Annotated in this window: 7 protein-coding genes; 1 reads left to right on the plus strand and 6 read right to left on the minus strand. The window is 71.7% G+C overall.

The window, feature by feature from the left end; translation table 11 throughout:
- Positions 1 to 16 precede the first annotated feature (16 nt).
- The 5 genes from CITRI_RS0110445 to CITRI_RS19915 all read right to left on the minus strand — a co-directional run bounded on the left by CITRI_RS0110445 (position 17) and on the right by CITRI_RS19915 (position 4,863).
- The gene (locus tag CITRI_RS0110445) at positions 17 to 1,174 is read right to left on the minus strand and encodes a sorbosone dehydrogenase family protein (RefSeq protein WP_010144739.1); all 1,158 of its coding nucleotides are present in this window, start codon (positions 1,172 to 1,174) and stop codon (positions 17 to 19) included.
- A 4-nt stretch (positions 1,175 to 1,178) separates the two neighbouring features.
- Positions 1,179 to 1,553 carry an EthD domain-containing protein gene (locus tag CITRI_RS17360; protein ID WP_010144740.1) on the minus strand — a complete coding sequence of 125 codons (375 nt, stop codon included), beginning with the start codon at positions 1,551 to 1,553 and terminating at the stop codon, positions 1,179 to 1,181.
- A 94-nt stretch (positions 1,554 to 1,647) separates the two neighbouring features.
- Complete coding sequence (locus CITRI_RS0110455) at positions 1,648 to 2,757, minus strand: SDR family oxidoreductase (RefSeq protein ID WP_010144741.1); 1,110 nt, start codon at positions 2,755 to 2,757, stop codon at positions 1,648 to 1,650.
- A 64-nt stretch (positions 2,758 to 2,821) separates the two neighbouring features.
- The gene (locus tag CITRI_RS0110460) at positions 2,822 to 3,766 is read right to left on the minus strand and encodes an aldo/keto reductase (RefSeq protein WP_010144742.1); all 945 of its coding nucleotides are present in this window, start codon (positions 3,764 to 3,766) and stop codon (positions 2,822 to 2,824) included.
- A 122-nt stretch (positions 3,767 to 3,888) separates the two neighbouring features.
- The gene (locus tag CITRI_RS19915; protein ID WP_010144743.1) at positions 3,889 to 4,863 is read right to left on the minus strand and encodes a macro domain-containing protein; all 975 of its coding nucleotides are present in this window, start codon (positions 4,861 to 4,863) and stop codon (positions 3,889 to 3,891) included.
- A gap of 90 nt (positions 4,864 to 4,953) precedes the next feature.
- Here CITRI_RS19915 and CITRI_RS0110470 point away from each other — a divergent pair, with 90 nt between their 5' ends.
- Positions 4,954 to 5,451 carry a MarR family winged helix-turn-helix transcriptional regulator gene (locus CITRI_RS0110470; protein ID WP_010144744.1) on the plus strand — a complete coding sequence of 166 codons (498 nt, stop codon included), beginning with the start codon at positions 4,954 to 4,956 and terminating at the stop codon, positions 5,449 to 5,451.
- Positions 5,452 to 5,470: 19 nt separating this feature from the next.
- Here CITRI_RS0110470 and CITRI_RS17370 read toward each other — a convergent pair.
- Positions 5,471 to 6,698: aromatic acid/H+ symport family MFS transporter (locus tag CITRI_RS17370; protein WP_010144745.1), on the minus strand; the 1,228-nt coding region annotated here is incomplete at its 5' end.

Consider the following 6,698-nt stretch of genomic DNA (forward strand, 5'->3'; position numbering starts at 1 on the left):
ACGGAGGGCGTCAGGATCAGGGGGTGACCCCGAGGACCAGGTCATCGCCCTCGGAGGGGTCACCTCGCCCGTCGGTGTTGTTCGTCAGGACCCAGAGCGCACCGTCCGGGGCCACGACGGCATCCCGCAGCCGGCCGTACTCACCGGACCAGTGGGTGGCGGACGTGCCGGGGTCCGCGACAGGAACGGTCCGCAGGACCTCGCCGCGCAGGTTCGCGATGTACAGCGTCCCGTCCAGCGCGGCCATCCCGCTCGGACTGGCCTCGGCCGGGGACCACTGCTGGACCGGGTCGATGAACTTCCCCTGCGCGCCGGAGCCGCCTCCCGCGATGCCCTCGACCTCCGGCCAGCCGTAATTGCCGCCGGGCTCGATCACGTTCAGCTCGTCCCAGGTGTTCTGCCCGAATTCGGTGGCGAACATCGTGCCGTCCTCGGCCCACGCCAACCCCTGCACGTTGCGGTGCCCCGAGCTGTAGACCGGGGAACCGGGGTCCGGGTTGTCCTCGGGGACCGTGCCGTCCGGGGCCAGGCGCAGGATCTTCCCCGCGAGTGATGCCGGGTCCTGGGCGCTCGCGCGATCACCGGCGTCACCGGTCCCGGCGTAGAGCATCCCGTCGGGTCCGAAGGCGATCCGCCCGCCGTTGTGGTTGCCGGCGGCGGGCAGGCCCTCGATGATCGTCTGCGCCGGACCCAGTCCCAGGCCTCCCGCCTCGCCGGTGAGGGCGAAGCGCTGGATGCGATTGCCCCCGGCGGCGGTCGAATAGGCGTAGAGCCATCCGGCTCCCTCACCGTCGGCCAGGACGGCCAGTCCCAACAGTCCGCCCTCACCCCGGTGGACCACACCCTCGACCGTGCCGACCTCGCGCGTGCTGGCCTGCTCGGTGCCCACCCCCGTCAGTTCGAGGACCGTGCCGTCGTCGCGCTGGCTGACCAGGGCGGCGCCCCGGTCCGTGAAGGCGATCGACCACGGCGCGTCGAGCCCGCCCACCACCGTCCGCGGGGCGGAACCCGCCCGGGGCGCGGCGTCTGCGGCACCGCCGGCGGACGGCGGGCCGGGACTGCCGGACGGTGCCGGGGTCCCGCCGGCACCGCCACCGGGCGTGCCACAACCGGCCAGCAGCACGGCGGCGGCCAGCGCGAGTGTGCAGCGGGAGATCCTCCGGTGACTCGTCACGGGGTCAGACGACCTGCCGTTCCTGGGTGACGAACGCGTGAGAGGTGGCGAAGTCCACGAACTTGGCCTCGTCCTCGAGGAGCCGCCCGGCGGCCTTCTCCCCATCCGGGCTCGAGAGCGCGGCCACGAGGTCCTCGAGGGAGTCCCACCAGACCTCGGACGTGCCGTCCGGGGGCGTCTCCAGGGACATGCCGCGGGCCTTGGCGAACGCGGCGTTGACGGGCGTGTCCAGCGGACGGCTCTGGACGTACCTGGTGAAGCCGAGCACCGGCTGGAGTTCCCTCATCAGGTCCGCGTGCCCACCGGACCAGTACTCGTGGAACTCCTCTGGAGTCAGTTCGGGGCGCCGGCGGGCAACGTAGACGAGCTTCACGGCCATCTGGGTCCTCCTGGTCGATGCGGCGTGCGAGGGATGATCCTCGGTCCGATGATCCCCGCTGCGCCACCGCCGCCGGTAGGTTTCGGGCGCGCGGTCAGTTGTTCCCGAACGCAGGCAGCACCCTCTGCTCCACGAGGCGGTCGAAGAGGGCCAGCAGGCGGGTCTCGGTGTCCAGCGCGTCGGCGAAACCGGCCTGCCGGATCTTCACGGTGGAGGTGATGTTGTCCGCCTCGTGGTGGAACAGGAAGTCCCCGACGCCCCAGCCCACGAGCTGCTCGAAGGGGGTGGGCACCAGCCCGTGCCGGTCGACCAGGTGTTGCCAGATCTCAGCACGGGTGGGCATCGCCTCCGTGAGGGACATCTGTTGCGGGGCGGCGTAGTCCATGCCGAAGTGCTCGGCGAACCGTGGCCAGAGCTGGGACCAGCGGAACTGGTCGCCGTTGGTGACGTTGAAGACCTGGTCCCGGGCGGAGGCGGCCGAACCGGCCCAGACGGTGGCGCGGGCCAGCAGTTCGGCGTCGGTGGTCTGGTAGAGCACGTCGTAGGCGGCCCGGGTGCCGGGGAAGCGCAGCGGCAGGCCGAGTTCCTTGCAGATCGCGGCGTAGACGCCGATGACCAGCAGCAGGTTCATCGGGTTCCCGGTGGCGTAACCGGTGACGCCCTCCGGGCGCAGGGCGGTGAAGGAGAAGCCGCGCTCGGCCGCGGCGTCCCGGAGTAGGTCTTCCTGGGTGTAGTAGAAGTGCGGGGCGATCAGCCGGGGGTCGGATTCCTTGGCCGGGGTGTTGAAGAACCCCAGGTGGTGCCCGTAAGCCTTGCCGCCCTGGTAGACGGTGACATGGCGCAACGGAGCACCGGTGGCCGCCAGGGCGTCCAAGGTGTGACGCAGCAGGGCGTCGTTCGCTGCGATCGCCTCGGTATCGGTGGCCTTCTCCAGGTAGGCGGCGAACACCAGGTGGGTGACGTCCTCGACACCGGGCGCGGCGCCGAGGCCGGTGGTGGCGGCCTCGGCGTCGAGCAGGTCCACCCGGTGATGGGCCCAGGGCACGTCCCCGGGCTCCCGGCGGCTCACCCCGTGCACGTCCCAGCCCAGCCGGGCGTACTCGCGCGCGGCGTAGGAGCCGATCAGGCCGCCGTCCCCGGCCACCAGCACGGTGCCGCCCCCGGTGGGCAGCTCGGTGAGGTCCAGGCCGGGTGTCGTGGTCATGGTGTGGCTCCATTCATGGGCAGGGGGGAGAAGGTCGGGGGAGGAGGGGGGACGGTGCGTGGGTTCAGGCGAAGATGGCCGAGGCGGCGTCCAGGGTGGCGACCTCGTCGGCGGTGAGCTCCAGCGCCGGTGCGGCCATCAGGGCCGGCAGCTGCTCGGGCTTCGAGGCCGAGGCGATCGGGGCGGTGACGGTGTCCTTGGCCAGCAACCAGGCCAGGGCCACGGTGGCGGGCTCGGCGTCGCGTGCCTCGGCGATTCGCACCAGCTCGTCCACGACCTTCAGGCCGTCCTCGGTGAGGTAGCCGGCGGCGAAGTCCTTGCGGTCGGCGCCCTCCAGGTCCTCGGCGGTGCGGTACTTGCCGGTGAGGAAGCCGGAGGCCAGGGCGAAGTACGGGAACACCGCGACGTCGAAGTCCCTCGCGATCGGGGCGTAGCCCTGTTCGTAGTCCGCGCGGGCCAGCAGGTTGTACTGCGGCTGGATGGCCACCGGCGCCGGCTGGCCGAGGCGCTGGGCGGTGTCGAACCACTCGCGCATCCGCTCGGGGGTGAAGTTGGACAGCCCGACGTGCTTGACCTTGCCGGACTCCACCAGGGAGCCGGCGATCTTCACCTGCTCCTCGATGGAGACGTCCTCGTCGTCATAGTGGGCGTAGTACAGGTCGATGTAGCCGGTCTGCAGGCGCTGGAGCGACTCGTCCAGGGCGGCCGCGGCGTTCTGGGCCGAGAGTCCCTCGCGGCCCGGCTTGCCGCCGAGCTTGGTGGCCAGGATGACCCGATCGCGGTTGCCGCGAGCGGTGAACCACTCCCCGAGCACGCGCTCGGAGTCGCCGCCGTCGGACCCCTCGGCCCACATGGCGTAGGAGTCGGCGGTGTCGATGAAATTGCCGCCGGCGGCCACGAAGGCGTCCAGCACGGCGAAGGAGGTCTCCCGGTCCGAGGTCCAGCCGAAGGTGTTGCCACCCAGGTTCAGCGGGAAGACGTCGAGATCGGTGCGGGGGATCAGGGTCATGAGGGCTCCTCGGGGTCGGTTTCGGTTCCGGATTGCGGTGCGACGCTCCGCAGAATACTTGCCACGGAAAGTCAATCTAGGACAGATAACTTTCCGCGTCAAGTAATGGGTGTCGTGGCGCCCTACGCCGAGGGAGGAGCGGGGTGCCGGCGTCCGCTGCCCGGGCCGAGTTCCCAGGAGCCCCGGTCGTCGACGTCCTCGGAGTGGTCGACGGGCAGCGCCTGGCCGGTGGCGGACGTTGCGGTCTCGACCTCCGCGATCAAGGAGGCGAACCACGCGGTGTACCGGGGGTGGACCGGTTCCGGATCCGGGTTCCCGACCTGGTCCAGGATGACGGCCGCCGCCTCGGCGGGGGTGGTGCCGGCGGTGACCTCGCGACCGCCTACCATGGCCCGGTCGACCGTGGAGTAGCGGAGCACGCGCATCCCGTCCCGAGGGGTGTCGAACGGGGTCGGGTCACCTGGCCTCAGGTTCTCCGCCGTCGTGATCGCGATCCGCCAATGCGCCCCCGAGTGGTCCATGCCGGGCTGGAGCCGCAACTGCTGGTAACCGCGGCGGTACAGTTCACGCAATCCCTGCAGCACGCGCAGCGGCGTGCTGACCCCGAGCGCGGTCTGGACGGCCTGGAAGGCCCGGTCCCCGTGTGCCACGATGCAGGCCTCCCGGACGTCGGTGCGCGCCAGGGCGATGGCGTCGACGGCGGTGCGGACCGCGTCATGGAAGGGCCAGCCGAAGATGCCGGAGCTGAGCACCGGGAAGGCCACGGTCCGGGCACCGAGGGAGTCGGCCACCTCCAGGGCGCGGCGGTAGCCGGAGACCAGCAGGGCCCGCTCCCTCTGGCCGGCCCGGTGGTTGGGCCCGACCGTGTGGATGACCCAGCGGGCCGGCAGCTTCCCGGCCGTGGTCCAGGCGGCGTCCCCCGTGCCGAGCCCATGGGGGTACCAGAGGCCGGTCTCGGCCAAGAGGCCCGGCCCCCCGGCGGCGTGGACGGCGCCGTTGACACCGGCCCCACCGCCCAGGGAGGTGTTGGCCGCGTTGACGATCGCGTCCACGGTCATGCGGGTGATGTCGCCCTCGACGGGAATGATGGCCGGCATGGGGCCAGTATCGCCACGGGCGGTGGCAGCCGGCGAGCACTGGACCCCGACCGGGGGCCTTCCGGATCAACCAGTCCCTAGGATGGGGCCATGGCGAACGCAGAGCATGGCCCGGCGGAGGAGCCTCGCTGGCTCGACCCGGACGAGACCCGGGCCTGGCTGGCCCTGTGGTCCATGATGACCTGGCTGCCGACCCGGCTGGACGCCCAGTTGCGGCAGGACTCCGGGCTGACCCACCCGGAATATCATGCCCTGTCCCAGATCTCCATGGCCCCGGACCGCACGGTCCGGCTCAGCGAGCTGGCCACGGTCTCCAACATGACCCTGTCCCACCTCTCACGCGTGGTGTCCCGTTTGGAGCGGGCCGGCTGGGTGCGGCGCGCCCCGGATCCCGACGACGGCCGGTACACCCTGGCCTCGCTCACCGACGAGGGATGGGCCACCGTGCGGGACGCCGCGCCCGGCCACGTCGAGGCGGTACGCCGCTACGTGTTCGACGCGCTGAGCCCCGAGCAGGTCAGGGTCCTGGGCGAGGCCGCGCAGGCGATCGTGGACCGGGTCAACCCGCCGGGGATCGCCCGCGCCTGAGGCGGGGCAGGACGAGGGGTCAGGAGGCGGCGGGTGCCTGTACTCCGCGGTCGGTGCTGCGCCCGCCGTGGCCCTGCGCGATGATGATCACCTGCAGGATGGCGGCCAGGCCCGCGGCGATGCCGAAGGCGACGAAGAGCGAGCCGGCGCCGTAGCCGTTGTTCAGCAGGAATCCGGCCACGAGCGGGGCCGTCACGGCGCCGAGGCGCCCGACGCCGAGGGCCCAGCCCAGGGCGGTGCCGCGCAGATAGCCGGGGTAGTGGTTGCTGACGGCGGCGATGATCAGGCACTGGGTGCCGTGGGTGCCCACGCCGGCGACCATCAGGATGACGTACACCAGCCACACCGGCGGGGAGAACAGCAGCGCCAGCAAGGCCACGCCGGCCAGGGCCGCGGCGACCACGCCGGACTTCACGGCGCCGTACCGGTCGCCGGCCCAGGCGGTGACGATGGATCCCATGACCGCACCGATGTTCAGGGACAGCGAGAAGGTCAGCGCCGAGCCGAGGTTGTAACCGAGGGACTCCATGGCCCGCGGCAGCCAGGTGCCCAGGCCGTACCAGGCGAACAGGGTCGCCAGCGTGGCCAGCGCGAACATGATCGAGACCAGCAGGTAGGGCTGGCGCAGCAGCCCGGCGTATCCGCCGACCCGCTCCGGGGACGCCGAGGCGGTGCCCGCGGCGGCGCCCTTCCGGGCACGGTCCTCCGAGGCGAGGGTCTCGGGCAGGTACGCGAAGCCCAGCGGGACCACGACCACGAGGGCGATGGCGGCGACCAGGAACATGGACGGCCAGCCCAGGGCGGGAATCATCGGGATGCCGATCAGGGCTGCCAGCGATCCGCCGATCGGTACACCGGACATCATCAGCGTGGCGATGGAGGAGCGCCAGCGGTCCGGGACCAGCTCGGCCACCATGGCGTTGGCGGAGGGCACGAGTCCGCCCAGCCCGATGCCCGCCACGAGGCGGAAGGCGCCGAAGACCCACGCGCTCGGCGCGAACGCGCAGAGGATGGTGAACACGGAGAAGGTGATGGCGCAGGCCAGGATGGTGCGACGCCGGCCCAGGGCGTCGGCCAGGCGGCCGGCGAACAGGGCGCCGATCATCATGCCCACGAAGGCCATCGAGCCCACGACGCCCAGCCCGGCGTCCGTCAGGCCCCAGTCCGTGTCGTTCACCAGCGAGGTCTGGACCGTGCCGAAGACGATCAGGTCGTAACCGTCGAACACCACCAGCAACCAGCAGACG

The organism is Citricoccus sp. CH26A, from assembly GCF_000224415.1.
Classification (GTDB): Bacteria; Actinomycetota; Actinomycetes; order Actinomycetales; family Micrococcaceae; genus Citricoccus.

Coding starts and splice junctions, on each gene's coding strand:
- CITRI_RS0110455 (WP_010144741.1), bottom strand. CDS start 2,757: ATGACCACGACACCCGGCCTGGACCTCACCGAGCTGCCCACCGGGGGC.
- CITRI_RS17360 (WP_010144740.1), bottom strand. CDS start 1,553: ATGGCCGTGAAGCTCGTCTACGTTGCCCGCCGGCGCCCCGAACTGACT.
- CITRI_RS0110460 (WP_010144742.1), bottom strand. CDS start 3,766: ATGACCCTGATCCCCCGCACCGATCTCGACGTCTTCCCGCTGAACCTG.
- CITRI_RS19915 (WP_010144743.1), bottom strand. CDS start 4,863: ATGCCGGCCATCATTCCCGTCGAGGGCGACATCACCCGCATGACCGTG.
- CITRI_RS0110470 (WP_010144744.1), top strand. CDS start 4,954: ATGGCGAACGCAGAGCATGGCCCGGCGGAGGAGCCTCGCTGGCTCGAC.